The sequence below is a fragment of the Clostridium malenominatum genome (genome assembly GCF_039521365.1).
Classification (GTDB): domain Bacteria; phylum Bacillota; class Clostridia; order Clostridiales; family Clostridiaceae; genus Clostridium_AW; species Clostridium_AW malenominatum.
The window spans coordinates 1,163,491-1,189,647 of record NZ_BAAACF010000001.1 but is presented as its reverse complement, the minus strand read 5'-3'; the positions used below and the strand labels follow the sequence as shown (position 1 = coordinate 1,189,647).

Here is a 26,157-nt window from a genome sequence, read left to right as displayed (position 1 = left end):
CTTTATTGAACATCTTCATATTCTACATCAACAATTTCCTTTTCCAATATATTGTCATTATTTATATAATATACTTCACTAGAAGACTTATTTCCTCTTTTCTCTTTATAGGCACTTAATTTATTATTAAAATATTTAGCACCCCAATATAGTAAAACTATTACGGCTATATAGGGAAGTAACCAAATAAAAAATTGAAATACCACCACAACTATAGCTATAACCATTAAAGTTCTTATAAAATCCATGTTATCCCTCTTTTATACAAATAGTTTATTTTTACTTTGATTATACCACGAAAGAGTGATATATTCTTTAAATAAGGCTTAATAAAGTATTAATATTTAATTAATTTTAAAATATTACAAGGAGTTGATAGTATGGACTTGAAAAATTCGATACTCAATAATTTGAATTATATAAAAAGATTACGACAGGAATTACATAACAACGCAGAGCTTTCTACTAAAGAGTATGATACCCAAAGAATCATAATGGATGAGCTTAATAAGTTAAACATACCATGCCGTTCCATGTTTAACACTGGGGTAGTTGGATTATTAAACGAAGGAGAAAGCTGTATTGGAATTAGAGCAGATATGGATGCAATTCTAGTAAATGACAAACCCTTTCATGGATGTGGTCACGATTATCATACTGCCATGCTTATTGGAGTAGCCATTATATTAAAAGAACTAAATATTGATAAATGTATAAAACTTATATTTCAACCAGCGGAAGAAGCTACCGGCGGTGCCCTTCCTATGATTAAAGAAGGTGTCTTATCTAATCCTAAAGTAAAATACATCATGGGCTACCATGTATGGCCAAGTCTCCAAGTTGGCAAGCTTGAGATACCAAAAGGTCCTTCTATGGCTTCTATAGATGACTTTAAGATTTACTTTAAGGGTAAAGGTGGTCATGCTGCACTTCCCCATCTTTGCATTAATCCTTTATATCCAGCTATGGAATTTGTGAATACTATGACCTTAAAGTCTAGAATTGAAAGTAATCCTCTTAACCTTCATGTATTAACCTTTACTTCAATTAATGGAAGCAAGGCTACTAATGTAATTCCCGAGGAGATTGAAGTTTTAGGTACTTTAAGAACCTTTGATAATGACTTCATAAACAAAATGAAGCAAGATTTAGAAAGCATAGCTGAACTTACAGCTAAAAAATATAATTGTGATTATAGGGTAAACTTCGAAACTTCTTTTCCTCCTTTAATTAACGATGAAAGTTTATGCAAAAAGTTTAATGCTAGTTGTATTAATTTGTTAGGAGAAGAAAGTATATTGCCTCTAGAGCCTACTTTTGCATCTGAGGACTTTTCATTTTTTGCAAAGGAGGTTCCTTCAGTGCACTTTAGAATTGGCATAATGGAGGGGGAAAAAGGAATTTACCCTCTTCACTCGCCAAGCTTCTCTGCTTCAGATGAAGCTCTATTTTACGGAATATATTCAGTAGTAAATTTTATTATCAACGGGTAAATGTAAAGAGGATATAAGCAACTCTCTTATATCCTCTTTATTTTTAAATATCCAACTTATCTCTTAATAAATATGATGTGGTAAAAAATAAGATAACAAAAATTATTAAGTTAAAAATCCCGTCTATAATATTATCATTTACAAATCCATAGCTTATTGTAAAATTTCTACCACTATACATTGCATTATTAATCATGTGTTCCATTTGGAATCCAGGAGTATTATCAAGTATTAAGAATTGAATATATTTAAAAGCTGATGAGATTATTAAAAATATCACCCATGCCCCAAACTTTCCAGCGGATTTTTTCCTAATACTAATTTTACTTAATGTTATAGAAAAGTATATCATAGCTAAAGTGCTTAAATAGGTAATCACCCCATTTAAAACAAAGGTTAATATAAAATTTCCTGGCATCTCTTTAATATACTTAAATACGCCAAAAGTAATATTTAAATAATTAAACACAAAAGCTAAGTTAATAATAACAACAATAAAAGTCTGAACTAGAGAGGATATAAATTTAGAAGCTAATATAGTATTCATTGACTCTGGCACTGTATATATTAAATAGGATGTGTCCTCGTATAAATCTTTACTGAATAATTTTATATTCCATATAAATGTAACAATCCCACTACCAAAGGCAACCAAGTTAACGAACACAAGAACTATAATTCTTTCATCAAAAAAATCCATTCCTTTTACTAATAACAACACTTGGAAAAATAGTGTTACTAAAATCAATCCTAAGGTTTCTTTTAAATAACCCTTTACTTCGTATTTTATAAGATTTCTCATTATGCAAATACCCCCCTATAAATTTCATCAATGGATTTATTCTCTTTAATTCTTAATTCTTCAGCGTCACCAGAGAGAACAATGCTTCCATCGGAAATGAAATATACATAATCAAATAATCTTTCAATGTCATTCACCAAATGAGTTGTAATTATCATTGAACTTTCTTCACTATAGTTATTGAGTATTGCATCTAATATTTTTTCTCTGGTGGTAGGATCTACCCCTCCTAATGGCTCATCTAATACATATAGTTTTGCTTTTCTCGATAGTGTCAAAGTCAAATATAGCTTTTCGCTCATTCCCTTTGAAAGGGTAGATACTTTCATATCTTCATCTAAGTTCATAAACTTTAATAGTTCTTTGCATTTATCCAATTGAAAATCCTCATAAAAATCTTTATAAAATTCTATAGCATCTTTTATCTTCATCCATTTGTATAAATAATCTTTATCAGGCAGATATGAAACTATAGATTTTGTATACACCCCTGGTTTATTATTGTCAATAATTATTTCCCCTTCAGAAGATTTCAAAAGCCCTGCAGCTATTTTTAGAAATGTGGTTTTCCCACTACCATTAGGGCCTAGTAATCCTATTATTTTTCCCTTTGGTATACCTATATTTATTCCATTTAACGCTTTTTTACTTGAATAGCTTTTACCTAAATTATCTGTTTTTAATATAGTATTCATTATTTTTCCTCCCCCTTCAATTTTTCAACTACCACTTTTACTATATCCTCTTCATCAAATCCTATGTTTTTCATTCTTTCAACGAACATGTTTATAACTTCTTTTGCCATATCCCTTCTTAATACCTCTATCATTTTCATATCCTCCTTAACAAAAGTTCCCATTCCCCTTTGCGTATAGGTAATGTCCTCCCTTTCTAACTCTCCATAAGCCCTTTGTAACGTGTTTGGATTTACTTTTAATAATGTTGCCATTTCCCTTACAGAAGGGAGTTTATCTCCAGGTTTTATCTTACCTGAAATTATATTTTCTTTTATATAATCCATAATCTGAATATATATTGGAGTTTTTTCATCAAATTTAATATTCATATTTACCTCCTCACCGATTGTTCTAGTGTATTAATTGTATAGTACACTAATACTTTAAGTCAGTCAATATATTTTCTATAAATAATTTTATAAATTAAAATAAATGTTATAATTGTTACTAAGGAGTGATAGCATGAAAGAGAAAATTCTTGACTTGATTAAATCAAGCGGTGACGAATATATTTCTGGTCAATATATAAGTGAAAAATTAGGTGTTTCTAGAACGGCTATATGGAAATATATAAATGCTTTAAAAGAAGATGGATATATTATAGAGTCCATATCTAAAAGAGGATATAAACTTTTATCTTCTCCCGATGTTTTAACCTTCAAAGAAGTAAAAGAATATTTGCATACAAAGTATATAGGAAATAAAATAATTCATTTTCATTCAATAGATTCTACAAATAAAAAAGCTAAAGAGCTGGCTTCATTAGGGGAAGATAATGGAACTGTAATAATTAGTGAAGAACAAATAGGTGGTAAAGGCCGCTTAGGTAGAAGTTGGATATCTCCTAAGTATAAAGGAATATGGCTTTCTATAATACTTACTCCAGATATAGAACCACTAGAGGTTCCAAAAACTACTCAAATTGCAGCGGCTGCAGTTTGTAGCGCCCTAAGAGAAATGGATGTAGAAGGTTTTATAAAATGGCCTAATGATATAATTGTTGAAAGCAAAAAAGTCTGTGGAATACTTACAGAAATGAGCGGCGAATTAAACAGAGTAAATTATGTAGTGGTTGGAATAGGTATTAATGCAAATTTAGACATTGACGATTTTAGTGAGGATATAAAAAATACGGCTACATCACTTAAAATTCAATTGAATAAGAATATATGTAGAAAAACCTTAACTGCTAGAGTGTTAAATAATTTTGAAGAGCTCTACGATGATTTTTTGTCAAAAGGAGATATATCTAAAAGCTTAGATATTTGTAGGAAATATTCTATAGTTCTAGATAGAGAAGTTCGAATTATAAATAGAAATGAAGAATACATAGCCAAAGCAGTTGACATAGATGACCAAGGCAGATTAATTATAGAAAATAAAGACGGAAACATATATCCAATTATTTCCGGAGAAATATCTATTAGGGGTTTAAATGGGTATATATAGATTATGAAATTTGAATTTTAGGGAAGTGTTCACTGCACAAAAAAAGTCTAATATTTCTTTTGTTTAAAACACCTAAGCCTTCTAAACTCGCTTTGCTCAAACATAGAAGGCTCTATACGGTGCTTTAAAGTCAGAAATAAAGACTTTGTAATGTTCGTTCAATACTTCCTAAAATTCAAATTTCATACTATAAATATAACATTAATCTAAAACATTCTCCTATATTTTAAAATTCTTTCTCCTAATATCCCAGTTATTATGCATTTCAAAATGTCTCCTGGCAAGAAAATTATGAGCCCTATATTTAAAACTTTATTTATGGTTATGTTTACTCCGTTTACATGTTTTAAAATAATATATAGATAAGGAACTCCTATAAGATAGGTTACCATTATTCCTACAAAAGATGCCATAGCTATGTTTTTAAAGCTTGAATTTATATTTTTCTCAACTATTTTTCCAATTGCATATGATGCAAACACAAATCCTATAATATAACCAAAAGAAGGTTCAAAAATATAATTAAATCCTCCTCCTTTTGTAAATATAGGTACACCAAATAATCCTATAAGCATATATAGTAATTGTGATAATGCTCCATACTTACTCCCTAGTAATATGCCTGATAATGCTGTAAATAAAAACTGTAATGTTATTGGAGCTGGAGCTATAGGAATTTTAATGAAAGCTCCTATAGCTGTAAGTGCTACAAATAGTGATATGTTAATTATGTTTTTAATGCTAATTTTCATATTTACCCCTTTCTATTGTCAACTAATTTTAATTATATAGTTAACAATACACTTACTATATTACGTTGTCAATAAAAAAATGCTTTAAAGGGCCACTCCCTTTAAAGCATTTTTGTACGCAATCATAGTTTTTCTATATCTTTCTTTTATACTTGTTTCATTTATTTCTAAAACTTCACTTATATCTTTACATGTAAAATTTTCATTTATACTTTTAAGTAGAATTATACACTTGTCATTACAATCTAAAGAAGATAAAATTTTATTATTTTTTATAAAATCTTTTTCTATATATCTTTTGCACTTACAAAGAGTAATTCTAAAAACCCAATTTGAAAATTTACAGTTATTATTATATTTATATAAATTATTGTATACTTCCACAAATATTTCTTTGCATATTTCTTCACATAATTTTTTATCACATACAAATCTATATACTATCATAAATACTATTTTTTCATACTTCTCTATTAGATTATTAAACTTTTCTACATGTCCGTCTAATATTCCTTTAACTAAAATTATATCTTCAAACATAATAATCCCCCTTGTAGAGTACCTAATTATATAATAATACTTATAAAACATCATTTGGTGACAAATAAGTAACAAAGCAAAATTATATTTTATTTATTATTGGACAAAATAATATGGATACTTTAAATAAGGAGGTACTTTTTATGGATAATAATAGAAACCTTTCAAAAACCGATGACATAAGCAATGCAAAATTAAGAAAAATGTTTCCTAAAGATGGAGCGGATATAGGAATAATAAACGGAGAAAAAATCGGCTCTCATGCAAATGGCAAAAAATTTACAAAGCGTTCAAAGCTATCACATAATAAATAATCATAGAAGGAGTTATGGAGAATTATCATAACTCCTTCTATTTAATTTTATACCGTATACGATATTCTTATCTTAGTGAGAAGTTTCATTTTATTATATATATTGTTAATATTATGATATAATTATAGCATAAGCTTAAAGATAAATCGGGAGGTAGTATTATGCGTATAGGTTTTATTCTTTCATTAGTTTTTGCCATAATAGTAACTATTTTTGCTATACAAAATTCCGCAGTTATAACTGTTAATTTTCTTTTTACTAAACTAGAAATTTCTCTTGCTCTAATAATATTTATTTCAACCATAGTTGGAGCAATAATTGTAACTTTCTTAGGCCTTAGAAGAGAATTAAGTCTAAAACATAATAATAAAATCTTAAACAATAAAGTATCAGAACTTCAAAGAGAAATTGATGGATTAAAAACTAATTCTGCTCTACCTGAAAAGGAAGTATCCATTGATAAAATTTAGTATGATAAACCATGTTGATTACCTGCTCAACATGGTTTTGTTTTTTGATTTTTTATTATATATAATTATCAAAAAATTATATATATGGTATAATATATAGTTAGTTGATTTTATTTGTTTAAAGTAGGTGTTTTTGATTGAAGCTAAGAAAAAAGGTGTTTTTAATAACTGCATCTTTAGTGTTTTTTATATTGTTAGCTGTTTTTTTTCCAGTTAATAACTATTTAATCAAATCTATTTCTAAAAGAGAAGAAATTGAAACCCTTAATAAATTGCAAGCTTTCCATACTTTATTGAAAAACGACTTAAATAATTTAAGTATTGTTAATAGAGACTGGGCAACCTGGAATGAAACATTTAATTATATTGAAAGTAGAACTCCTGAATATGTATCAAATAATTTAACTCCTTATAATTTTTCAAATATTAATATTAATTTTTTTGCAATTCTTGATAAGGAAGGAAACTTAATTATTTCTCGTCATTTTGATACTCTTTGGGAGAAATTTATATACAATTCAAAAGACTGGATTGATTACATAGACGCCAATAAGAAAATCATAACAAATCATGAAGATATAGAAAGCTCTATTAGCAGAATAATTTCTGTTAACGATTACCCTGCTTTAATATCATGTATGCCTATTACAAATAGTACCCATACCTCTATTCAGAACGGAACCTTAATAATGGGAAGATATATCTCTAATTCTTACTTAAAAAGTATAAGTGATATATTAAATATTAAAGACTCAATACTAGAATTAAATTTTTTACAATATGATAGAACCATGAATATATTGAAGAGCGGAGATTTCATTACTTCTCCTAATACTAATCCATATAAGATTAGTAGAATAAATGATAATAAAATAGAAGGGTATTCTATTATTAATGGCGTAGACGGCAAACCCATTTTCATTTTAAAAATAACAACCAATAGAGATCAATATCAGCGAAGTACCGAAATGATTAAATTTTTTGCACTAATGGTGTTAATTGCAATAATGCTAATATTTGCAGTCTTTAATCATTTATTACAAAAATATATCACTACCCCTATTGAAATAATCAGTGGTGGTGTTAGCAAAGTAGATTTTCAATCCAATAATTTTAGTAGTATAACCCTCTATTCCAATGATGAAATTGGACAACTATCCTCTTCAATTAATAATATGTTAATGAAAATACAAGATTATAACAAGCAGTTATCCATTGTATTGGACGGTGCAAATGCTGGCTATTGGGTTTATGATATTTCCTTAGATAAACTTACTTATAACTCCAAATTCATTTCTATTATTGAGAACAGTGAAATTAAGGATACTTGCAATATGAAAAGTTTGATAAAACTGGTTCACAAAGGAGATATACAGTATGTACTAGATGTTTTCAGAAAAAATGTTTTTGCTCTAAATGAAACTGCTATTATTGAGCATAGAGTTTTAACAAATAACGGCAACTATAAATGGATACTTACTCAAGGAAGAGTAGTTGATTATGATGAAAAAAACAAGCCTATAAAACTTGCAGGCATTATAACGGATATCGATAGTAAAAAACAGACTGAATATGAATTAAATTATTTGACCTATTACGATAAACTAACAAATGTCTACAACAGAGGATATTATGAATATATTATATCCAAGATTGATTCTGAAGCTAATCTTCCTTTAACTATAATTATTGGTGACTTAAATGGCTTAAAAATCACAAACGATACCTTTGGTCATTCTGAAGGAGATAAATTACTGAAAAAAGCTGCTGAAATATTTAAAATCAGCTGTAGTAACAATGCTATAATATGTAGATGGGGTGGAGATGAGTTTACAATATTAATACCTAATACTGACGAAAATGAAGGAGAAAAAATATGTGCAAAAATAAAGGAAAAATGTAATGACGAAAAAAACGTAAAGATAAACATAGCCCTTGGATATAGCACAAAAAAATCCTTTGATGAAACCATAGACTCCGTAATTGCAGATGCAGAAGAGAAGATGTACAGAAATAAACTTTTAGAACATGCAAGTTCTAGAAACAGTATAATTTCTTCACTAACTAAAACTCTTTGGGAGAAAAGTTTTGAAAGTGAAGAACATTCGCAAAGGATATTTAATCTTTGCACAAAAGTGGGGGACAAGTTAAATCTTACCTCCTCTCAATTAGATGAATTATGGATTTTAGCCAAGCTTCATGACATTGGAAATCTTGCCATTTCAGATGATATCTTAAATAAGGTTTCTCCTTTAACAAGGGAAGAGTGGGATATAATGAAAACTCACACTGAAATTGGTTATAGAATAGCAACTTCCGCTCCGGATTTAAGGCCCATAGCATATGCAATACTTTCCCATCATGAAAAGTATGACGGGACGGGCTATCCAAATAGATTAAAAGGTGAAGAAATACCTTTCCTTGCAAGGTTGCTATGCATAGTTGATGCTTATGATGTAATGACTCATGATAGACCTTATAAAAAAGCTCTATCGCAAGCTATGGCAATTAATGAATTGAAAAAAAATTCTGGAACTCAATTTGATCCTGACTTGCTACAAGTTTGTATTGAGGTTTTTGAAAATGAATAAACGAGGACTTTCTGCTAGAAAGTCCTCATTTATTTTTTACTTATTTAGTATTATAGTAAATTTAACCCCTTTATTTATATCACTATCTAAAAAAATATTTCCTCCATGTTTATTAATTATTGTTTTCGTTATGGTAAGTCCCAATCCTGTTCCGCCACTTTTAGAATTTCTCGAAGAGTCTACTCTCACAAAAGGACTAAAAATATCGTCTACTAGGTTTTTAGGTATCCCTACACCATCATCTTCTATAATTATTTTAATAATGTTTTCTAATTCTTCTAAAAATATTTTTATGGTTGTTCCTGATGAATTATATCTTATACTATTTAAAATCAAATTCCCTATAGCCCTATCCATGCTATAATAGTCAAAATTAACCCATATTGGTTTTTCGGGGATATAAAAATTATATTCTACACCCTTTTCCTCCATGTTAGGGATATACATTGCTATTACTTCTCTTAAAAACTCACATATATTTTCCTTTTTAATATCCAACTTAAAATCTGTACTTTCAAATTTAGACAACTGAAACAAATCTGTAATTAAATCATTAAGTCTTATACTATTTTTTTCTATGGTTTCTAAATATTTTGCTCTCTCTTCTTCATTCATTTTTGGATTTTTTAACATTAAATTTGAATACCCTCTAATACTCACCAATGGATTTTTCAAATCATGAGAAACATCTAGTATAAGTCGTCTTCTATTTTCTTCAGACTTTTCTTTTAGCCTTCTTTCCTCTTCAATCTTTTGCACCATTAAGTTAAAGGCTTCTGAAAGCTCTCCAAACTCATTTTGAGATTTTACATTTATTCTCGTTGAATAATCTCCTTTTTCAAGAGCTTTTACTCCCTTCATAAGTTCTTTTAAAGGCTTAGTTAAATTTCTAGAGGTTAGTTTTGAATAGGTAATCATTATTATTATAAATATTATTATATAAAACACTATTGCCATAGCAAAAAACACTCTTACTGATACAAATTTAAATGGCTTTCCTATTTTATTTAAGTTCCTATTATTAGGTAAATAAACTAAAAGATAGAAGTCCCTGTCTTCATCGTAAGCAATTGAATAAATATAAGTTCCTTCAGTAAATACGTCTTGAAATTCCATATTTACTAACATATTGTAAAGTTCTTCTTTACCATATACTACTCTATTTATCTTCCTATGGCCTTTAGAATACACAACCTTTAAATCTTTATCTAGTACCTCTATCCATCCATCAATGTTTAGTATTTCTTTAACATATGTAGCTCTATAATCACTAGTTATAATATTTTTTGCTACTAATTGAGAATTTTCTTTTCTAACCATCATATTAATAGGAAAATATAATGTAACCCAAGTGGCTATAGTGCCAAAAAAGAATACTAAGAAAATAAAGAACATTATTATGCTAGCTATTAAATAATTTCTTAAAAGTAGATTAGATAGCTTTCTTCTACTCTTCATTTTCCATTTTCTCCATTTTATATCCAATTCCTCTTATAGTTTTTAAATACTTAGGTTCCTTTGGATTTTCCTCTATTTTATCTCTTATATGGCTTATATGTACCATTATAGTATTATCATCTTCATAATAAGGTTCCCCCCATACATTTTCATATATTTGTTTTTTAGTATGAACCTTTCCTACATTATCCATAAACATTTCGAGAATTTTATATTCTTTAGCATTTAAATCTATAGGTTTGTTATGTACATAAAAGGTACAACTCTCCTTATCTAATCTTAATTTGCCATTAATTCCTTCATTTTTAGTTATATTAGCATATTTATAGGTTCTTCTAAGCAAAGCCTGAACTCTAGCAATAACTTCATTAGTATTAAAAGGCTTTACAATATAATCATCTCCTCCAAGGGCTAGGCCTAAGATTTTATGATCTTCTCTTGCTGTTAAAAAAATTACCGGAACCTCACTTATCTCTCTTACTTTATTTATTACCTTAAACCCATCAATTTTAGGAAGCATTATATCTAAAAGTATTAAATCTATTTTATTGTTTTTAAAAACATCAATAGCTTGCTCTCCATCTTCTGCCTGAAAAACACTGTATCCTTCTTCAATTAAATGCAGTTTTAAAAGTTCTCTTATATCTTGTTCATCCTCTACTATAAGAATATTCATGTCCAAAGTCCCCCTTTTCTAGCTATATTATATCATATTAAAGCCCTATGCATACAAACTGCACAGGGCCTTTTAACTATTTTATTCTAATTTCAATTTTGATAATTTTAATTTAAGCTCATTAGATTTATTGTTCAACTCCTTAATCTCATTTGATAGATCATCAATTACTCCTGACTGATTATCTATAAATAAAGACACTTCTTCCGCTGTTCTACTGTTTTCCTCTGAAACATTGGCTAAATTCTCAAATCTTGTTGTTATTACATTTATATTTGATGACATTTCTTCTGTTGAAGCTGAAACCTGTTCAACATTTTGTGATACTTCATTTATAGCGGTGGCTATGTGATTAAATTTAAGTATTACATTTTCAACATATTTATTTTGTTCATCATTACTTTTATTAACTAAATCCATGGATTTCACAGCATCTTCTATCCCTGTACTCACCTCCGCAATTAGGCTAAATATAGTTTTTGCAGAGCTAGCGGATTCTTCTGCCAGCTTTCTAACCTCTTCAGCTACTACTGCAAATCCTCTTCCTTGCTCCCCTGCTCTAGCCGCTTCAATGGAAGCATTTAGCGCTAGCAAGTTAGTTTGTGCCGCTATTGCTCCTATAGCATCGGCTATACCATTTATTTCCTTTGATTTTTCCCCTAGATATTTAACCAAGTGCGAAGTCTTGTTTACAACCTCAGTAATTTCTTTTGAGCTACCTTCCAATTTCTCCATTACCTTATTGCCCTCTAAGGCATTATCACTAGTAGATATAGCCTGGGTTGTAACAGTTTGAGAGTTTTCGGCTATAGTGTTTATAGCATTGTTTATTTGACTTACCCCATGAGATGTTTCCGTTAATTCTTCACTTTGATTTTCAATTCTTTCCGATATACTCTTAACAGATTGTTTCATAACCCCAAAGCCATCTTTAGTTCTATTAAATGAATTTGCAACATTATCCGTAGTTCTGTCTAGTTCACGGGATAGCTCGTCTACAGTTTTTAAAGTTTCCTGTATTGTATCTAGCATCTGATTTGTATAAAAAGCTAATTCTCCTATTTCATCATTTCTGATAATTTCAATTCTTTTAGTTAAGTCTCCTTCTAAAGATGCCATTTCCTTCATTTTATCTACTAGCTGAGTAATAGATCTGGTTTGTTTAGTGGCTATTCTTCCTACAATGATTCTTATGATAAATATATTAATTAAAAGAATCAATAGTAATGCTCCAAGCCCCATCATTTGTGCTTTCTTAATAGTATTTAAATTAAAGTCAATTCCCAGTATTACCTTCTGATCACCTTTCATACGTATAGGCATAAATATAGATACGCTAGAGTTATCTTCAGAGTCTACTATAGTTTTGTTTTGATTAATAGCCTTATGGTAATTTTCTGTGTAAAATTTAGATTGGACATCATCTCCAAGTTTCCATTCTTTATCTCCTGAATTATGAATTATATATTCCCAGTTACCATTTAAATAATCACTAGCAATGTATATATTATTAAAAATATTAGCTCCTTTAGTTTGTAATGTGTTTAATACATTTTTCACTTCACCATATAACTTGTTGCTTTCTCCTCCAGCCACTATTTCGTTTAAGTCTCTTCCTTCCAGTTCCGTAGAAATTATGTGACTTATCGCTGGACCTGCATTTAATACCAATGCATTAGTTATTTTTCCTATCCCCCAAAAGGCTGCTCCCCCCAAAAATAAGTATATACAAATTATTAGCCCCATCATACTCTTTGTCCATTGTTGTTTTATACTACTTTTCTTAGCTTTTTTATCTGTATTTATTTTAATCATCCCCTCTGTTGTTAAGTATTCCACAAGGAATATTATACTAAAAAATATACATAAAACTAGATATTTTAAAATTATTTTACAATTTGTCTACAATAAATTTACTTAAAAACAAACTAAAAATTCCTCCAACAAATTTGGATATAATAAAGGGTGGAACCATTTCACTACTCACTCCTGAAACAAAGCCTAGTTGTCCTCCAAAAACAAAGGATCCACTTACAGCAAAAGCAGCACACATCACCTTACCCCTTTTATCCATATCATTAAAAGTTCCAAAAATCAATAAATTACTAGCAAGATTTCCTATCAATCCGCTTATAGAGTAGCTATTTATACCTATCTTCTCCCCTATCTTGTCAAATGTATTTTTAAATAGTTTATTTATTATAGCCAGCATTGGATACGCTCCTCCTAGTACAAAGGCAATTTTCCCTACTACATATATAGATTCTGTAAAAGGAGCTACGTTATTTAAAATTTTAATATTAAGTAGAATTTCTCCTCCTACTAAAACAAGACCTATCATGCCTAAAATTATCATAACTTTACCGAAGATATTGAATGCATTAACTAAAAGTCCTGGAGTCTTTATTAAACCAATACTTAATAAAATTGAAAATATTGCTATAGGTAACATGTTCCAAGTTAGATATGAAATATTAATCCCCATGGATAACCCTCCAGCTAAAGCACCTATGGGTATTGATATAAACCCTATCATTGTACCTTTAGAAAACTCTTCATAATCCTTTTTATGAATCATTCCCAAGGCTAGTGGTATTGAAAAGCTAACAGTAGCTCCAAGGTTTGAAGCTAGTATAATTCCGCTGAACAAAGCCATCTCCTTGTTTAATGCTACTAAGTTGGCTATTTGCCATCCTCCCATGTCTACTGCCAAAAAAGACGTAGGAATTATGGAAGGATCTATTTTTAAAACACTTGATAAAGGAATAATGATTTTTGAAATTCCCTCACCAATGATAGGCGCTAAAGAATATATACCTATCATTCCTAGGGCAAGCACTCCCATTGATTTTATACCTTCACAAAACTTGTCTCCTAAGGCAAATTTATTTCCGATCATATAATCTAAACCGCCTAATATAAAACAAATTCCTATTATGTACATTATTATTTTGTTCAATTTCTAGTCCCCCTACTATTAAAGTAAAACACTTTCATTATACAATGTTATTTACTATTATGGAAGAAGCCATAAGAAAAAGAGTAGCTCTCACTACTCTTTACCATCTATCGTAATGTATTTTATTTTCGTCAAATCTATTGGCAGGCTCTTTTTTCTCTGCTGGGTGACCTATTGAAATTATAGATAGAGGATATACATCTTTAGGTAGCTTAAATAAATCTTTAATGCCTCTAACTCTTTCCTCTACTGGATGTACACCTAACCATACTGCTCCTAGCCCTAAATATTCTGCCTCTATTAATATATTTTCCGTAGCTGCAGCACAATCTTGAACCCAGTAATTTTTGTATTTCTCTCTAGATATATCCGCACAAACTACTATAGCTGCACCAGCCTCTTTTAGCATTTGAGCATAAGGATGAACTTTAGTGATATCCTCTAATACCTTTCTATCTCTTACAACTATAAATTCCCACACCTGCTGGTTTCCTGCAGAAGGAGCCGCCATAGCTGCCTCTAATAGCTTTTTTAATAATTCTTCACTTACCTTTTCTCCTGTATATTTTCTTATACTTCTTCTTTTAAAAATTGCATTCATTGATAATTCCTCCTCTTTATAAATAGAAATTACTAAAATATTCTTAAATAAATAATATAATCAAACATATTGGAAATCAAATAATAAAAAGATATAATAAATTATAGAGAATAATTTTAAAGAGGTATATTATGAAAATATTTTTGTATTATTTATTATTAATTAATCTATTTGGTTTTATATTAATGTATATAGATAAAAGAAAATCCATGAAGGGCCGTTGGAGAATTCCAGAAAAGAACCTATTTATAACAGCCGTAGCCTTTGGTAGCTTGGGAATTTTTTTAGGCATGAGAGCCTTTCGCCATAAAACAAAACATAATAGCTTTGTCTTTGGAATACCTTTTATAATGGTAGTTCAGTTAGTAGGACTAGCTAGTTATTTAACTAAATAACTAGCTAGTTGATTTACATTTCCATAGTTTTTACTGTTACCCCTTGTATATCTTCTAGGTCTTTCCCTAAGGTTTTCACATCCTCATCTTTACCACATAAGTTCAATAAAATAATTCCTTTGTGAGAACAGTCCTTTTCTGAGGTCTCGTGCATTCCTATTCTAGTTTTTATAATACATCCATGTCTAGTTAATATTTCTTGAACCTCTGGCGCATGAGTATTTCTTGGCTCAATACTTATTCCCATAATTACAGTTTTATCCATAGTAACACTCCTTCTAAATTAAATACTATCAATATTATGTTTATGACTTCACAATTATATTCATAATTCTCAAAAAAAGGCTTACATTTTAATGGAGCAATGTGCTAAAATCATTGGTAAGAATTATTTACAGGAGGTAAAATTTATGAAAGCAATTGTAACAGTTATAGGGAAAGATATGATGGGAATAATCGCAGGGGTTAGCACAGAGCTAAGTAAATATAATATAAACATACTTGATATTAGCCAAACAATTATACAAGAATATTTTACTATGATTATGTTAATCGACTTAGAAAAATCAACAATAACCTTCAAAGACTTAAAAGACTCCTTAAAAGCTAAAGGAGAAGAACTAGCTGTATCTATTAAAATTCAACATGAAGATATATTCAATTCAATGCACAGGATATAAGGAGGACTTTTCATGCTTAATTCATATGATATATTTGAAACCATAAGAATGATTGAAAAAGAGAAATTAGATATAAGAACCATAACCATGGGAATTTCATTGCTAGATTGTATAGATTCTAGTTCAGAAAAAGCTATACAAAAAATCTATGATAAAATATGTAGAAATGCAGAACACTTGGTTAAAGTTGGGGAAGACTTAGAGGATGAGTATGGAATTCCTATAATAAATAAAAGAATTTCCGTAACTCCTATTTCACTTATAGCAGGGGCATCTGAGGCAACTAGCTATGTAAACTATGCTAAGGCTTTAGATAGAGCCGCTCAAAATGTTGGAGTTAATTTCATCGGAGGGTTTTCTGCTTTAGTTCAAAAAGGATATAATAAAGGAGATAAAATCCTTATAGAATCTATCCCTGAAGCTCTTGCAGTAACAAAATTAGTTTGCTCATCTGTAAACATAGGTTGCACAAAATCAGGAATAAACATGGATGCAGTAAGGCAAATGGGTGGAATAATTAAAAGAACGGCTGAACTTACAAAGGATCAAGATGGCCTTGGAAGTGCCAAACTTGTAGTTTTTGCTAACGCAGTGGAAGATAATCCATTTATGGCTGGAGCCTTTCATGGAGTTGGTGAAGGAGATTGCGTAATAAATGTTGGAGTTAGTGGTCCTGGTGTAGTTAAGGCTGCTCTTGAAAATATTAAAGGAGAGCCCTTTGATGTAGTTGCAGAAACTATTAAAAAAACTGCTTTTAAAATAACTAGAATGGGGGAATTGGTTGCTCGTGAAGCTTCTAAAAGACTTGGAGTTCCTTTCGGAATAATAGATTTATCTTTAGCTCCTACTCCTTTTGTTGGAGATAGCGTAGCTCATATTTTGGAGGAAATGGGCATTGAAAGCTGTGGAGCTCCTGGAACTACAGCAGCACTGGCTCTATTAAATGACGCAGTTAAAAAAGGCGGAGTTATGGCTTGTAGTCACGTAGGAGGACTTAGTGGCGCCTTCATACCTGTGAGCGAAGATATAGGAATGATTGACGCTGTTAATAATAACTCTCTTAATCTTGAAAAATTAGAGGCCATGACCTGCGTATGCTCTGTTGGGTTAGATATGATTGCCATTCCTGGAGACACCCCAGAGGAAACCATTTCTGCCATTATAGCAGATGAAGCAGCCATTGGAGTTATAAATAACAAAACCACCGCTGTAAGAATTATACCTGTCCCTGGCAAAAAAGTTGGAGATATGGTTGAATTTGGAGGGTTACTTGGAAGAGCTCCTGTAATGGAAGTGAGTAAATTTTCAAGCAAATTATTCATTGAAAGAGGCGGAAGAATACCCGCTCCTATACATAGCTTTAAGAACTAAGAAACTTTGGAATTTTGTGAAAACAAAATTCCTTTTCTTTTTCATGAATTAGGTGTTGCTAAGGTAATAATTATACATTATAATCAGTAATGTTGCATAATTATTTATGGATAATATATATTAAGGAGAAATGCTACGAATGAAAAAAGACTTAAACTTAAACTATTCACTAAAGGAGTTATTCCAATTTTTAGTTCCTTCTATAATTGGTGTTTTTCTTTTTATGACTCCAATATCCTATAATGGTGAAATTACAATTCCTATTGCTATTTTTTCAAAGCTCGTACAAAACGGACTAGAGGCAATTTTACCTGGACTTATGACAATTATTATAGTGATAACATTTTTATGTACAACTACGACAAAGCTTCTTAAACCAAAGTTTATATTAGAAAATAAATTTTTCAACTCTCTTTTTAATGTCAGCCCCTTTTGGTTTGGAGCAAGAATTTTAGGAGCAATATTTGCAGTTTCAGTATTCTTTAAGATTGGACCAGTTTGGATTTGGTCAGAAACTACTGGAGCCTTATTATTATATAGTTTATTGCCTATTTTATTCTCAGTGTTTTTATTTGCTGGATTACTATTGCCTTTGTTATTAGATTATGGTCTATTAGAATTTTTTGGAGTACTACTAACTAAATTTATGCGTCCTGTTTTTAATTTACCTGGACGTTCTTCTATAGACTGCATAGCTTCATGGCTAGGTGATGGAACTATAGGAGTATTACTTACAAGCAAACAGTATGAAGATGGATACTACACTCAAAGAGAAGCTGCAGTGATTGGTACAACTTTCTCTGCTGTGTCCATAACCTTTAGCTTGGTTGTAATATCTCAAGTTGGCCTTGGTCATATGTTTGTTCCATTTTATTTAACCGTTACCTTTGCTGGGGTTGTGGCTGCAATAATAACACCACGTATACCTCCGCTATCTAAAAAATCTAATTTATATGTAAATAATGTTAATAAAGATAACGAAGAAACAATTCCTAAAGAATTTACTCCTTTTCAATGGGGACTAAAGAAAGCAGTAGATAAATCTCGTAATAGTCTTGGTTTTGGTGAGTTTATGTCTTCAGGTTTTAAGAATGTTCTAGACATGATTTTAGGGGTTACTCCAATAGTTATGGCTATGGGAACAACCGCTCTTATGCTTGCAGAGTATACACCTATTTTCCAATGGTTAGGTATGCCATTTATACCTTTACTGGAACTACTTAAAATCCCTGAAGCAAAACAAGCTTCTCAAACTTTAGTTGTTGGTTTCGCAGATATGTTTTTACCCTCAGTTATTGGAGCTACTATTCAAAGCGAAATGACTCGTTTTATAATAGCCTCTGTATCTGTAACTCAACTTATATATATGTCTGAAGTAGGGGGATTACTTTTAGGTTCAAAAATTCCTGTTAGTTTAAAAGACTTAATTATAATCTTCTTACAGAGAACATTAATAACATTACCAGTAGTAACTTTAATAGCACATATATTGTTTTAATACATAAGAGACTTGAACCGTTCAAGTCTCTTATTATTATTAACTTATTGTATAATTTGGGTATGATTTCTACACTGACAGTTAAAAAAGATTCTACATTCCTTTATTTAAATCCTCAATTATTCCGTTGTTAGCAAAGAGCATGTTTTCAATTAACTGCTTATTAGAATTATCATTTAAATTTGATAATATATTTCTGAAGGCGTCAGCTCCAAGTTTTTCTCCTTCTATGGCATTTTTTACAATTTCCTCATTGGTATATTTTCTAGGATCCACTCTAAATTTCATTTCAGCCATGGCCCCTACTACACCTGACGTATTTACAGGATTACCACCCAGCTTTTGGATTCTTTCAGAAATCTCAACGGCCTGCATCTTATGTTGCCTTTGAGCCATTTGGAGTTTCAGCTTCACATTTTCATCTTGTGCATCTTTTATAAAATGGTCAAAACTTTCGATAGCCATATGTTCTCCTTTAAGAGCCATATTCAATTGTTTTATTTCGTTGTTATTCATAAAATCACTCCCTTCTATATACTAGTTTTTCTAAATAAATTTATTTAATGTATAGGTTATTTTTCCTTTAATATTTTTCTTCTTATATTGAAATCTGGCATAAGCTCCTCTAAAAGTCCATAGAAATTTTTACTATGATCAAAATACACTAAATGTACTAATTCATGTAGAACTACGTAATCAATAATTTCTCTAGTGTATTTTAACAATTCTAAGTTAAGTGTTATTGATTTTTTAGTCTTATTGCAACTACCCCATCTAGTTTTCATTTTTCTAATTTTTAAACTAGGTTTTTTAATTTTATAATCTTTAAGTAATGGAAGTATTCTCTCTATAGACATGTTAAACTCTTTTTTAGCCAGTTCTCTAATATATTTTTCTAAGTCTCCTTCCTCTAGGTTTAAATCCCTTAGATTATAGGTATGTCCTAGTATTCTTATCTCATCTTCCTGTACTTTTCTTCTATTCTCAATTTCCTTAATCCTTTCTCTATGTTTAATTATCCATCCCTCTTTGCTTTCTACAAAGCTATTTATGTATTCTAAAGGCACTTTAGGATTTGCAGATACTACCACAGATCCATCCCTTTTAATTCTTAAATTAATATTCTTTACTTTTTTTCTTATTAAAATATAATTAATCATCCGCATATCTCCTAGCAATATTATATAAATTATTATATAATATTAATTAAGAATATGGAAATAAATTAGTATTATATAAAAAATTATATGGAGTTGATGACATTGGCACTAATTAATAAAGAACTAGAAAGATTAATTCCTGTAGCAAATCTAATAGCAAAAACCTTCGGAAAACATTGTGAGGTGGTTATACATGACCTATCCCATCCACAGAGTTCAGTAGTATATACGGTGAACAACATAGTTACTGGACGTGAAGTTGGGCAAGGATTTGATCACTTAGTTAAGCAAGTTCTCCTATCTAAAAAATTTAAAGACGATTGTTCAGTAAATTACATGACTAAAACAAAAGATGGTAAAAAAATCAAATCCTCCACAGCTCTTATAAGAGATTCTAAGGGGAAAGTCATAGGTGCTTTATGTGTAAATTATGATTTAGATGTATATTTAAACTTTAAGGAAGTTTTTGAAGATCTTTTATATGTAGAAGAACAGGTCATAGATGAAGAGGTAGAACCTTTTCCAAATGTAGCTGAAATCGTAGATGATTTAATAGATAAAATTATTGAAATGGATGGTGTAGATGAACTTAAAAGAAAAGACAAAATAGAACTAATTAGATTTATGGAGAAAAAAGGCATATTTTTAATGAAGGGAGCTATCGATAAGGTAGCCGAAAAACTTGGGATTTCTAAAGTAACCGTATATAGTTACTTAGATATAATAAAAAAAGAGGGGGAATAAGTATGAAAGTTATAAGCACAAATAACGGATTAAAACCTGGAGGACATTATTCTCAAGCTATTGCCCATGGAAACACGCTTTATATCTCAGGCCAATTATCTGTAGATCCAAACTCTGGCGAAAAGAAATTTGGCTCCATTGAAGAAGAAACTCTACAGGTTTTAGAAAATATGGAATCTATACTTTTGGCTGCTGGAACCTGCAAGGAAAAAGTATTAAAGGTTACTTTATACATTCCTGATATAAAACTTTGGGACAAGGTAAATAAAGTATATAGCGAATTTTTTGGCCAACATAAACCAGCTCGCAGTGTTGTTCCTACAAGAGAACTTCATTATGGCTTTAAAATAGAAATAGAAGCTATAGCTGCTTTAGATTAATTTATGATTATGGGAGATGATGTTATGTCAATAAACTATGTATGTAGTAAATGCTTTAAAGTACATGACCCTAAGACCATGGTCTTTAGATGTGATTGTGGTGGAATGTTAGATTTAGAGGATTTCCCTCTGGAATTTTCTAAGTCTAGTATAAACTCAGAGGAGTGGAGTTTATTTAAATACATAAAGGCTCTTCCCTTTGGAGAAGCTTTTGATCTTTGGAAAGAAGTAACCATGGGTGAAGGGTTAACTCCTTTAGTTCCGTTAGATGCAAAAGTTCCAAGCCTTCTAGTAAAAATGGATTACCTAATGCCTACTATGTCCTTTAAGGATAGAGGAGCTGCCATATTAATTGCCAAGGCTAAAGAGCTTGGAGTTAAAAAGGTTATTCAAGATAGCAGCGGAAACGCTGGAACCTCTGTGGCTGCCTACGCTAACCGCGCTGGCATTGCCTGTGATATTTATGTTCCAGAAAACACTTCACCTAAAAAAATAAAACAAATTGCCTCCCATGGTGCTAAGGTTCATGTGGTGCCTGGAAGCCGTGAAGATACAGCCAAGGCGGCCTTAGACGCAGTAGAAAGAGGAGAAGGATTTTACGCAAGCCATGTATACAACCCCTTCTTTTATCAGGGAACCAAGACTTACGCTTATGAAATATATGAACAATTAAAGGGTGAATTACCAGAAGTTTTAGTAGTTCCTGTAGGAAACGGAACTTTAGTCTTCGGTGTTTACTATGGATTTAAAGATTTACTAAAACTTGGCCTTATAGAAAAACTTCCTAAAATAATTGCTGTTCAATCCCAGAATTGCGCTCCAATTTATGAAGCTTTTAAAAATAATAATGATTATACCCAAGAAGTTAAAAATACTGGTACTCTAGCAGAGGGCATTGCTATTGCAGATCCTAAACGTGGTCATCAATTACTTCAAGCAATAAAAGAAACAGGGGGAGAAGTAATTTTGGCTCCAGAAGATGAAATATTAGAGGTTCGTGATAAGCTCGCTTTAAAAGGTTTTTATATAGAACCTACTACTGCGGCAACCTTTGCTGGATATTTTAAATATGTACGAGAAACAGGCTTCGAACCTAAAGGCAAAGTAATACTTCCACTTTGCGGTTCTGGTCTTAAATCTGAACATTAAAGAATTAAAAGAGCTTCCCTAAAATTTTAGGTGAAGCTCTTTCATCTATTTGTATGAGGTTATCTTGCTAGCAAATTTATTTAGGGCTGAGTTTTTCCAATTAGTGATACTCTCTGTTTTTATTTCTGGAAGTCTTCTTAACCTACTATCTTCGTAAATTTTACCTTCCTCGTCTACTGCTACAAAATCAGCATTATCTTTCACCTTAATTACCGTATATGGATAAGCTATTACCTGTATAACCATCATATCTGGTGATGGTAGTACATCTTTAACATTAATAATTAATTTATCATTGTGTTTTTCCACTCTCGTTACCTTTATTCCATAAGCTGGATTAGGCCTTTCTCCCGCTAAAATTGCAATATATCTATTCTTTGTTTCTTTGTCTTCATATTGCAAATATCCTTTATTATATTTACAAGCTTCTATAGCATCTCTAAACTTTTCTGGAATTGCATCTTCAACTACTTCAAATTCTATTTCCTTCTTTTCCTCAAGTGCATAAATTAATCTTACACCTTCTATTGGGCTTTTTGCTTTTACAGGGGATGCCATAGAACCTATATTTGAACTTAAAAGTAAAGCTATTAATCCAATTATAAACTTCCTTTTCATAATTCCTTCTCCTTTATCTATTAGTTATCTTTTCCTCTATATCATATATTACGCAATTAATTTTTAATCGTATCATAGAAAAACTAAAGGCTGATGGTCATTTATATTTACCATCAGCCTAAGAAATTACATTAAAATTTTTCTACTTAATCATTTAACTCTAAATATTCGTCATAGGTAGTCTTTCTATCAATTATAGTTCCTTCAGGAGTGATTTCTATAATTCTATTTGCAATAGTTTGAACAAATTGATGGTCATGAGAAGTAAATAGCACTGTGCCATCAAAGTTAATTAAACCATTATTTACTGCTGTAATAGATTCAAGGTCTAAGTGGTTTGTAGGTTCATCTAAAATAAGTACATTAGCGCCGCTAAGCATCATTCTAGATAACATACATCTAACCTTTTCTCCCCCAGATAATACCTTTGCACTCTTTAAAGCTTCTTCTCCTGAAAATAGCATTCTTCCAAGGAAACCTCTTATAAAGGTCTCACTTTTTTCGTCTGAGAATTGACGAAGCCAATCAACTAAGTTTAAATCTACACCTTCAAAATACTCAGTGTTGTCCTTTGGAAAATATGCTTGAGTTGTAGTTACTCCCCATTTATATTCTCCGCTATCTGCTGCAATTTCTCCAGTAATAATTTGGAATAAAGTAGTTTTAGCTATTTCATTACTTCCAACAAAGGCAATTTTATCTCCTTTGTTAACCATGAAGCTTACATTATCTAACACCTTTACTCCATCAATAGTCTTAGTTAATCCTTCAATATTTATTAAATCATTTCCCGCTTCTCTTTCTGATTTAAATCCAACAAAAGGATATTTTCTTGAAGAAGGTCTTATATCATCTAAGCTTATTTTATCAAGCATTTTCTTACGAGAAGTTGCTTGCTTTGACTTAGAAGCATTGGCACTAAATCTTGCAATAAACTCTTGCAGCTGCTTAATTTTTTCTTCTTTTTTCTTATTTTGGTCCTTTGCCATTTGTTGAGCAAGTTGACTTGATTCATACCAGAAGTCATAGTTACCAACATATAGTTGAAGCTTTCCAAAATCAAGGTCTGCTATGTGTGTACAAACTTTATTTAAAAAGTGTCTATCGTGGGATACAACTATTACTGTATTTTCAAAATCCATAAGGAAGTTTTCAAGCCACTTTATTGATTTTAAATCCAAGTGGTTTGTAGGTTCGTCTAACAATAGGGTATCTGGTTTTCCAAATAGAGCCTGCGCTAAAAGTACTCTTACCTTTTGACTTCCGTCTAATTCTTTCATCAATTTGTAATGCTCAGAAGTTTCTATTCCAAGTCCTGTTAAAAGTGAAGCCGCTTCTGATTCTGCTTCCCAACCGTTAAGCTCAGCAAATTCTCCTTCAAGTTCAGCTGCTTTAATACCATCTTCGTCGCTGAAGTTTTCCTTTGCATATATAGCATCTTTTTCCTTCATTATTGAGTAAAGTCTTTCATGACCCATTATTACTGTTTCTAATACTGGGTGCTCATCAAACTCAAAGTGGTCCTGCTTTAATACTGCAAGTCTTTCTCCTGGGCCCATGGATACATCACCTTTATTTGCCTCTACTTCTCCTGCAAGTATTTTAATAAAAGTAGATTTACCTGCTCCATTGGCTCCTATAAGTCCATAGCAATTTCCATTAGTAAATTTAACATTTACATCTTCAAATAAGACACGTCCGCCGTATCTTAAGCTTAAATTGTTTACTGATATCATTCTTTCTATATTCCTCCATTTAAAATGCAAAGCATTTTTTTATTTTAATTCTTTTTAAAAATCGACACATACTTCGCTATTATACCATAGAAAGTATATTTTATCTACAATAAACAATTTCTTATGTTTATCCTATCCCATTATATATTACACCAAAAACTAGTACTAATATTCCTGCCGCTGGAAGCATGTATTTTGCCAAAGGCTCAAACCATTTCCCTAGAGGGTTCTTAGCTCCTAAATTTATATCTCCCATAGCATCCTTTATGCCATAAATCCAGAAGAAAGCAATGGATGCAATGATAGAACCTAATGGTGCTAGATAAATTGTTATAAAATCAGCCCAAGCTCCAAATCTTGCCATACTTAAATCTAGGGGTAATCCTATAATAAAAGCCATAATAGTTATAATAAGTGAACTTTTAATTCTAGACACTTTAAACTCACTAGTATAGGCTTCTGAAGTGGCTTCAAGCATATTAATTATAGAAGATACCGCCGCAAAAATAACACTTAAAAAGAATAATACTCCAAAGTAATAACCAAAAGGCATAGATTTAAATATATGAGGAAGTGTTATAAATAGCAATGATGGCCCCGCTTCTAAATCTAAACCGAATGCAAAGACTGCTGGAATAACTATAAATGCTGCAAGCAATGCTGAAATTGTATCAAATATTGCAACTTGTACTGCTGCTTTAGGAATATCTACATCATCCTTTAAGTAACTGCCATAAACAACCATCCCTGCACCATTTAAAGATACTGTAAAAAACGCTTGTCCAAGCGCCATTACCCAGGTAACAGGCTTAAATAAATACTCCCATCTTGGAATTAAAAGATATTTAACTCCCTCTATAGCGTTAGGCAAAGTTACAACTCTAACAACAATAACTGCAAATATAATAAATATAGCAGGCATCATTATTTTGTTCATTCTTTCAATACCATTTATAACCCCTAAGGTTACTATGAGTAGTGTAAATATCATGGCTAAAAGATGCCAAAATATACTACTATTTGTCCCAGCAAAACTATTAAAATAGTTAGAAATATCTACCTTATAAAAATCTCCTTTTAAAGAAGCAAAAAAATATCTTAACACCCATCCTACTACTATACCATAAAATATTAAAGTTCCACCTACTGCTAAAGTTGGCATTAAACTGAGTATCTTTCCACCCTTCTTACCTTTTTCATTAAATATATCATTTATACTTTTAAAGGAACCACTTTTTCTAGCTCTTCCAAAGGCGAATTCACCTATCATACCTGTAATACCTAATACAAATACACAAATAAAATATGGAATTAAAAATGCTGCCCCTCCATACTTACCTATCTTCCAAGGAAACAACCAAATATTTCCTAATCCTACTGCTGATCCCAAGCAAGATAACACAAAACCTAATTTACTTGAAAAACTTTCTCTTTCTACCATACTACCATCCTCCTATTATTAGTTATTTATAAATATAAAAAGGGCTCTCTCAATCCTATAAGGACGAGAAAACCCGTGGTACCACCTTAATTTACACATATTGTGTCTTAAGTCACTATATCGCGTGATTACGTAATGCTTTC

The 26,157-nt window shown here is 30.8% G+C and carries 29 protein-coding genes and 1 other annotated feature (1 of these 30 only partly in view); of the genes, 12 read left to right on the top strand and 17 right to left on the bottom strand.

Going from position 1 to position 26,157, the window contains the following annotated elements:
* Nucleotides 1–2: 2 nt before the first annotated feature.
* Nucleotides 3–248 carry a hypothetical protein gene (locus ABDZ69_RS05990; protein WP_343767712.1) on the bottom strand — a complete coding sequence of 82 codons (246 nt, stop codon included), beginning with the start codon at nucleotides 246–248 and terminating at the stop codon, nucleotides 3–5.
* Nucleotides 249–380: 132 nt separating this feature from the next.
* Here ABDZ69_RS05990 and ABDZ69_RS05985 point away from each other — a divergent pair, with 132 nt between their 5' ends.
* Nucleotides 381–1,493: a M20 metallopeptidase family protein gene (locus ABDZ69_RS05985; protein ID WP_343767709.1), complete on the top strand. Its 1,113-nt coding sequence runs from the start codon at nucleotides 381–383 to the stop codon at nucleotides 1,491–1,493.
* Between the two features lie 43 nt (nucleotides 1,494–1,536).
* Here ABDZ69_RS05985 and ABDZ69_RS05980 read toward each other — a convergent pair whose 3' ends face one another.
* From ABDZ69_RS05980 to ABDZ69_RS05970, 3 genes are read right to left on the bottom strand one after another with little or no spacing between them, the layout of a single operon-like run.
* Nucleotides 1,537–2,295 (bottom strand): hypothetical protein, encoded by a 759-nt coding sequence (locus tag ABDZ69_RS05980; RefSeq protein ID WP_343767707.1) that lies wholly within the window; start codon nucleotides 2,293–2,295, stop codon nucleotides 1,537–1,539.
* Nucleotides 2,295–2,990, bottom strand: coding sequence for an ABC transporter ATP-binding protein (locus ABDZ69_RS05975; RefSeq protein ID WP_343767704.1), 696 nt, complete (start codon nucleotides 2,988–2,990; stop codon nucleotides 2,295–2,297). Before ABDZ69_RS05975 ends, ABDZ69_RS05980 begins: the two co-directional genes overlap by 1 nt.
* Nucleotides 2,990–3,361, bottom strand: a complete 372-nt coding sequence (locus tag ABDZ69_RS05970; RefSeq protein WP_343767701.1) for a GntR family transcriptional regulator — start codon at nucleotides 3,359–3,361, stop codon at nucleotides 2,990–2,992. The genes ABDZ69_RS05975 and ABDZ69_RS05970 overlap by 1 nt, the downstream gene beginning before the upstream one ends.
* 133 nt (nucleotides 3,362–3,494) lie before the next feature.
* Here ABDZ69_RS05970 and ABDZ69_RS05965 point away from each other — a divergent pair, with 133 nt between their 5' ends.
* Nucleotides 3,495–4,481, top strand: coding sequence for a biotin--[acetyl-CoA-carboxylase] ligase (locus tag ABDZ69_RS05965; RefSeq protein ID WP_343767698.1), 987 nt, complete (start codon nucleotides 3,495–3,497; stop codon nucleotides 4,479–4,481).
* A gap of 206 nt (nucleotides 4,482–4,687) precedes the next feature.
* Here ABDZ69_RS05965 and ABDZ69_RS05960 read toward each other — a convergent pair whose 3' ends face one another.
* Nucleotides 4,688–5,233: a biotin transporter BioY gene (locus tag ABDZ69_RS05960; RefSeq protein WP_343767697.1), complete on the bottom strand. Its 546-nt coding sequence runs from the start codon at nucleotides 5,231–5,233 to the stop codon at nucleotides 4,688–4,690.
* A gap of 84 nt (nucleotides 5,234–5,317) precedes the next feature.
* Nucleotides 5,318–5,773 (bottom strand): RNA polymerase sigma factor, encoded by a 456-nt coding sequence (locus tag ABDZ69_RS05955; RefSeq protein WP_343767695.1) that lies wholly within the window; start codon nucleotides 5,771–5,773, stop codon nucleotides 5,318–5,320.
* 143 nt (nucleotides 5,774–5,916) lie between these two features.
* Here ABDZ69_RS05955 and ABDZ69_RS05950 point away from each other — a divergent pair, with 143 nt between their 5' ends.
* From ABDZ69_RS05950 to ABDZ69_RS05940, 3 genes are all read left to right on the top strand, one after another.
* Nucleotides 5,917–6,087 (top strand): hypothetical protein, encoded by a 171-nt coding sequence (locus tag ABDZ69_RS05950; protein ID WP_343767692.1) that lies wholly within the window; start codon nucleotides 5,917–5,919, stop codon nucleotides 6,085–6,087.
* Nucleotides 6,088–6,248: 161 nt separating this feature from the next.
* Entirely contained in the window at nucleotides 6,249–6,557 is a 309-nt protein-coding gene (locus ABDZ69_RS05945) for a LapA family protein (protein ID WP_343767689.1), read from the top strand.
* 137 nt (nucleotides 6,558–6,694) lie between these two features.
* Nucleotides 6,695–9,148 carry an HD domain-containing phosphohydrolase gene (locus tag ABDZ69_RS05940; protein WP_343767687.1) on the top strand — a complete coding sequence of 818 codons (2,454 nt, stop codon included), beginning with the start codon at nucleotides 6,695–6,697 and terminating at the stop codon, nucleotides 9,146–9,148.
* 36 nt (nucleotides 9,149–9,184) lie between these two features.
* On the opposite strand, the gene ABDZ69_RS05935 is transcribed toward ABDZ69_RS05940, so the two are convergent.
* The 5 genes from ABDZ69_RS05935 to ABDZ69_RS05915 form a co-directional block, all read right to left on the bottom strand.
* Nucleotides 9,185–10,606, bottom strand: a complete 1,422-nt coding sequence (locus ABDZ69_RS05935) for a sensor histidine kinase (RefSeq protein ID WP_343767685.1) — start codon at nucleotides 10,604–10,606, stop codon at nucleotides 9,185–9,187.
* Nucleotides 10,596–11,282 (bottom strand): response regulator transcription factor, encoded by a 687-nt coding sequence (locus ABDZ69_RS05930; protein ID WP_343767683.1) that lies wholly within the window; start codon nucleotides 11,280–11,282, stop codon nucleotides 10,596–10,598. Before ABDZ69_RS05930 ends, ABDZ69_RS05935 begins: the two co-directional genes overlap by 11 nt.
* A gap of 81 nt (nucleotides 11,283–11,363) precedes the next feature.
* Nucleotides 11,364–13,097, bottom strand: a complete 1,734-nt coding sequence (locus tag ABDZ69_RS05925) for a methyl-accepting chemotaxis protein (protein WP_343767681.1) — start codon at nucleotides 13,095–13,097, stop codon at nucleotides 11,364–11,366.
* A 76-nt stretch (nucleotides 13,098–13,173) separates the two neighbouring features.
* The gene (gene eutH / locus ABDZ69_RS05920) at nucleotides 13,174–14,241 is read right to left on the bottom strand and encodes an ethanolamine utilization protein EutH (RefSeq protein ID WP_343767678.1); all 1,068 of its coding nucleotides are present in this window, start codon (nucleotides 14,239–14,241) and stop codon (nucleotides 13,174–13,176) included.
* A 100-nt stretch (nucleotides 14,242–14,341) separates the two neighbouring features.
* Nucleotides 14,342–14,842, bottom strand: coding sequence for a nitroreductase family protein (locus ABDZ69_RS05915; protein ID WP_343767676.1), 501 nt, complete (start codon nucleotides 14,840–14,842; stop codon nucleotides 14,342–14,344).
* Nucleotides 14,843–14,973: 131 nt separating this feature from the next.
* Here ABDZ69_RS05915 and ABDZ69_RS05910 point away from each other — a divergent pair, with 131 nt between their 5' ends.
* Complete coding sequence (locus ABDZ69_RS05910; RefSeq protein ID WP_343767674.1) at nucleotides 14,974–15,237, top strand: DUF1294 domain-containing protein; 264 nt, start codon at nucleotides 14,974–14,976, stop codon at nucleotides 15,235–15,237.
* A gap of 13 nt (nucleotides 15,238–15,250) precedes the next feature.
* Here the strand turns inward: ABDZ69_RS05910 and ABDZ69_RS05905 are convergent, their stop codons facing one another.
* Nucleotides 15,251–15,502 (bottom strand): CPF_0552 family protein, encoded by a 252-nt coding sequence (locus ABDZ69_RS05905; RefSeq protein ID WP_343767672.1) that lies wholly within the window; start codon nucleotides 15,500–15,502, stop codon nucleotides 15,251–15,253.
* Nucleotides 15,503–15,647: 145 nt separating this feature from the next.
* On the opposite strand from ABDZ69_RS05905, the gene ABDZ69_RS05900 reads away from it, so the two are divergent.
* The 3 genes from ABDZ69_RS05900 to ABDZ69_RS05890 all read left to right on the top strand — a co-directional run bounded on the left by ABDZ69_RS05900 (nucleotide 15,648) and on the right by ABDZ69_RS05890 (nucleotide 18,786).
* On the top strand, nucleotides 15,648–15,917 hold the full coding sequence (locus ABDZ69_RS05900) for an ACT domain-containing protein (RefSeq protein ID WP_343767670.1): 270 nt from the start codon (nucleotides 15,648–15,650) through the stop codon (nucleotides 15,915–15,917).
* A 12-nt stretch (nucleotides 15,918–15,929) separates the two neighbouring features.
* Nucleotides 15,930–17,288, top strand: a complete 1,359-nt coding sequence (locus ABDZ69_RS05895; RefSeq protein WP_343767668.1) for a PFL family protein — start codon at nucleotides 15,930–15,932, stop codon at nucleotides 17,286–17,288.
* Between the two features lie 139 nt (nucleotides 17,289–17,427).
* On the top strand, nucleotides 17,428–18,786 hold the full coding sequence (locus ABDZ69_RS05890; RefSeq protein ID WP_343767665.1) for a YjiH family protein: 1,359 nt from the start codon (nucleotides 17,428–17,430) through the stop codon (nucleotides 18,784–18,786).
* Between the two features lie 93 nt (nucleotides 18,787–18,879).
* On the opposite strand, the gene ABDZ69_RS05885 is transcribed toward ABDZ69_RS05890, so the two are convergent.
* Both ABDZ69_RS05885 and ABDZ69_RS05880 read right to left on the bottom strand, forming a co-directional pair.
* Nucleotides 18,880–19,302: a DUF2383 domain-containing protein gene (locus ABDZ69_RS05885; RefSeq protein ID WP_343767662.1), complete on the bottom strand. Its 423-nt coding sequence runs from the start codon at nucleotides 19,300–19,302 to the stop codon at nucleotides 18,880–18,882.
* Between the two features lie 56 nt (nucleotides 19,303–19,358).
* Nucleotides 19,359–19,946, bottom strand: a complete 588-nt coding sequence (locus tag ABDZ69_RS05880) for a M48 family metallopeptidase (protein ID WP_343767660.1) — start codon at nucleotides 19,944–19,946, stop codon at nucleotides 19,359–19,361.
* 102 nt (nucleotides 19,947–20,048) lie between these two features.
* On the opposite strand from ABDZ69_RS05880, the gene ABDZ69_RS05875 reads away from it, so the two are divergent.
* Genes ABDZ69_RS05875 through ABDZ69_RS05865 form a run of 3 tightly spaced genes read left to right on the top strand, consistent with a single transcriptional unit; the run spans nucleotide 20,049 to nucleotide 22,219 of the window.
* Nucleotides 20,049–20,690: a helix-turn-helix transcriptional regulator gene (locus tag ABDZ69_RS05875; RefSeq protein ID WP_343767658.1), complete on the top strand. Its 642-nt coding sequence runs from the start codon at nucleotides 20,049–20,051 to the stop codon at nucleotides 20,688–20,690.
* Nucleotides 20,691–20,692: 2 nt separating this feature from the next.
* Entirely contained in the window at nucleotides 20,693–21,070 is a 378-nt protein-coding gene (locus tag ABDZ69_RS05870; RefSeq protein WP_343767655.1) for a RidA family protein, read from the top strand.
* Nucleotides 21,071–21,094: 24 nt separating this feature from the next.
* Complete coding sequence (locus ABDZ69_RS05865) at nucleotides 21,095–22,219, top strand: threonine synthase (protein ID WP_343767652.1); 1,125 nt, start codon at nucleotides 21,095–21,097, stop codon at nucleotides 22,217–22,219.
* 45 nt (nucleotides 22,220–22,264) lie between these two features.
* Here the strand turns inward: ABDZ69_RS05865 and ABDZ69_RS05860 are convergent, their stop codons facing one another.
* The 3 genes from ABDZ69_RS05860 to ABDZ69_RS05850 all read right to left on the bottom strand — a co-directional run bounded on the left by ABDZ69_RS05860 (nucleotide 22,265) and on the right by ABDZ69_RS05850 (nucleotide 26,014).
* A complete protein-coding gene (locus ABDZ69_RS05860; protein ID WP_343767649.1) occupies nucleotides 22,265–22,837 on the bottom strand; it encodes a protease complex subunit PrcB family protein in 573 nt (190 codons plus the stop codon).
* A 146-nt stretch (nucleotides 22,838–22,983) separates the two neighbouring features.
* Complete coding sequence (locus ABDZ69_RS05855) at nucleotides 22,984–24,573, bottom strand: ABC-F family ATP-binding cassette domain-containing protein (RefSeq protein ID WP_343767646.1); 1,590 nt, start codon at nucleotides 24,571–24,573, stop codon at nucleotides 22,984–22,986.
* Between the two features lie 127 nt (nucleotides 24,574–24,700).
* On the bottom strand, nucleotides 24,701–26,014 hold the full coding sequence (locus ABDZ69_RS05850) for a sodium-dependent transporter (RefSeq protein ID WP_343767644.1): 1,314 nt from the start codon (nucleotides 26,012–26,014) through the stop codon (nucleotides 24,701–24,703).
* A 56-nt stretch (nucleotides 26,015–26,070) separates the two neighbouring features.
* Nucleotides 26,071–26,157 (bottom strand) — a binding site (T-box leader) (it continues 114 nt past the right edge of the window).